This is a genomic window from Glaciecola punicea ACAM 611 (genome assembly GCF_000252165.1).
Taxonomy (GTDB): Bacteria; Pseudomonadota; Gammaproteobacteria; order Enterobacterales; family Alteromonadaceae; genus Glaciecola; species Glaciecola punicea.
Window position 1 is genome coordinate 1 of record NZ_BAET01000017.1, and the last position, 3,063, is coordinate 3,063.

The 3,063-nt window shown below is 50.2% G+C and carries 2 rRNA genes; both read right to left on the minus strand.

Annotated elements, in window-relative coordinates:
- Window positions 1-66: 66 nt before the first annotated feature.
- A 5S ribosomal RNA gene (gene rrf / locus GPUN_RS07935) occupies window positions 67-182 on the minus strand.
- Between the two features lie 127 nt (window positions 183-309).
- Window positions 310-3,063 (minus strand): 23S ribosomal RNA (locus GPUN_RS07940); the annotation flags it as partial.

The following is a 3,063-nucleotide window of genomic DNA, read 5'->3' on the forward strand; positions in this document are numbered from 1 at the left end:
CAGGCACAAAAAAGCCCGTTACAACCAAGCAACGGGCTTTTTGTGTCTTTCTCAAGACGAATAGGAGTCTGGCGATGTGCTACTCTCACATGGGGAAACCCCACACTACCATCGCCGCTAATACGTTTCACTGCTGAGTTCGAGATGGGATCAGGTGGGACCGTATCGCTATTGTCGCCAGACAAAAAGGGACAATTTGGAACAGCTGATATGCTTTCTATACTTAGGATGAATCCACTACTCAATCTGTTTACTTAGCGTGTTACTTGTCACACTTTATACCATCCTCTAAATTTCATGAGGTGTTGTATGGTTAAGCCTTACGGGCAATTAGTACAGGTTAGCTTAACGCCTTACAACGCTTCCACACCCTGCCTATCAACGTCGTAGTCTACGACAACCCTTCAAAGCGATTTAATCGCTAGGGATGACTCATCTTTGGGCTCGCTTCCCGCTTAGATGCTTTCAGCGGTTATCGATTCCGAACGTAGCTACCGGGCAATGCAATTGGCATCACAACCCGAACACCAGCGGTTCGTCCACTCCGGTCCTCTCGTACTAGGAGCAGCTCCCATCAATCATCCAACGCCCACACCAGATAGGGACCGAACTGTCTCACGACGTTCTAAACCCAGCTCGCGTACCACTTTAAATGGCGAACAGCCATACCCTTGGGACCGACTTCAGCCCCAGGATGTGATGAGCCGACATCGAGGTGCCAAACACCGCCGTCGATATGAACTCTTGGGCGGTATCAGCCTGTTATCCCCGGAGTACCTTTTATCCGTTGAGCGATGGCCCTTCCATTCAGAACCACCGGATCACTATGACCTACTTTCGTACCTGCTCGACGTGTCTGTCTCGCAGTTAAGCTGGCTTATGCCATTGCACTAACCTCCTGATGTCCGACCAGGATTAGCCAACCTTCGTGCTCCTCCGTTACACTTTGGGAGGAGACCGCCCCAGTCAAACTACCCACCAGACACTGTCCGCATCCCGGATTACGGGACAACGTTAGAACATCAAACGTACAAGGGTGGTATTTCAAGGTTGACTCCACGTCATCTAGCGACAACGTTTCATAGTCTCCCACCTATCCTACACATGTAGGGTCAATGTTCAGTGCCAAGCTGTAGTAAAGGTTCACGGGGTCTTTCCGTCTAGGTGCGGGTACACAGCATCTTCACTGCAATTTCAATTTCACTGAGTCTCGGGTGGAGACAGCGAGGCCATGGTTACACCATTCGTGCAGGTCGGAACTTACCCGACAAGGAATTTCGCTACCTTAGGACCGTTATAGTTACGGCCGCCGTTTACCGGGGCTTCGATCAAGAGCTTCGCTTACGCTAACCCCATCAATTAACCTTCCGGCACCGGGCAGGTGTCACACCGTATACGTCATCTCTCGATTTAGCACAGTGCTGTGTTTTTAATAAACAGTCCCAGCCTCCTGGTCACTGCGGCCCTCGCCCGCTTCTAGAGCAAGTCTAGTCACAGGTAAGGGCGTACCTTCTCCCGAAGTTACGGTACTATTTTGCCGAGTTCCTTCACCCGAGTTCTCTCAAGCGCCTTAGTATTCTCTACCTGACCACCTGTGTCGGTTTGGGGTACGGTTCATATAGCAATACGCTTAGAAGATTTTCCTGGAAGTATGGCATCAACAACTTCGACTCCGTAGAGTCTCGTCTCGTGTCTTAGTCTTCTCATTAAAGAGGATGGTCCGGATTTGCCTAAACCATCAACCTACGCACTTTCACATGGACTACCAACGCCATGCTTGCCTAGCCTTCTCCGTCTCTCCTTCACTCACTATATAAGTACAGAAATATTAATCTGTTTCCCATCGACTACGCATTTCTGCCTCGCCTTAGGGGCCGACTTACCCTGCCCTGATTAGCATGGGACAGGAAACCTTGGTCTTCCGGCGGGGGAGTTTTTCACTCCCCTTATCGTTACTCATGTCAGCATTCGCACTTGTGATATGTCCAGCATGCCTCCCGGCACACCTTCATCCACTTACACAACGCTCCCCTACCACTTGACTCGAAAGTCAAATCCGCAGCTTCGGTATATTGCTTAGCCCCGTTACATCTTCCGCGCAGGCCGACTCGACTAGTGAGCTATTACGCTTTCTTTAAAGGATGGCTGCTTCTAAGCCAACCTCCTAGCTGTCTTAGCCTTCCCACATCGTTTCCCACTTAGCAATATTTGGGGACCTTAGCTGGCGGTCTGGGTTGTTTCCCTCTTCACGACGGACGTTAGCACCCGCCGTGTGTCTCCCGGATAGCACTCATCGGTATTCGGAGTTTGCAAAGGGTTGGTAAGTCGGGATGACCCCCTAGCCTTAACAGTGCTCTACCCCCAATGGTGTTCGTCCGAGGCTCTACCTAAATAGATTTCGGGGAGAACCAGCTATCTCCCGGTTTGATTGGCCTTTCACCCCCAGCCACAAGTCATCTCCTGATTTTTCAACATCAGTGAGTTCGGTCCTCCAGTTGATGTTACTCAACCTTCAACCTGCCCATGGCTAGATCACCGGGTTTCGGGTCTATACCTAGCAACTAAACGCGCAGTTAACACTCGCTTTCGCTACGGCTCCCCTATTCGGTTAACCTTGCTACTAAATATAAGTCGCTGACCCATTATACAAAAGGTACGCAGTCACCCCACATTTCTCCTAAGAGAGTAAGGCTCCTACTGCTTGTACGTATACGGTTTCAGGTTCTATTTCACTCCCCTCACAGGGGTTCTTTTCGCCTTTCCCTCACGGTACTAGTTCACTATCGGTCAGTTAGGAGTATTTAGCCTTGGAGGATGGTCCCCCCATCTTCAATCAGGATAACACGTGTCCCGACCTACTTAATATGACCAACATGTCGCTTCGTGTACGGGGCTATCACCCGGTATCGCTGAGCTTCCCAACTCATTCCACTACGCCATGCTGATTCGGCTGTTCCCCGTTCGCTCGCCGCTACTAGGGGAATCTCGTTTGATTTCTCTTCCTAAGGGTACTTAGATGTTTCAGTTCCCCTCGTTTGCTTCATATAGCTATGTATTCACTAT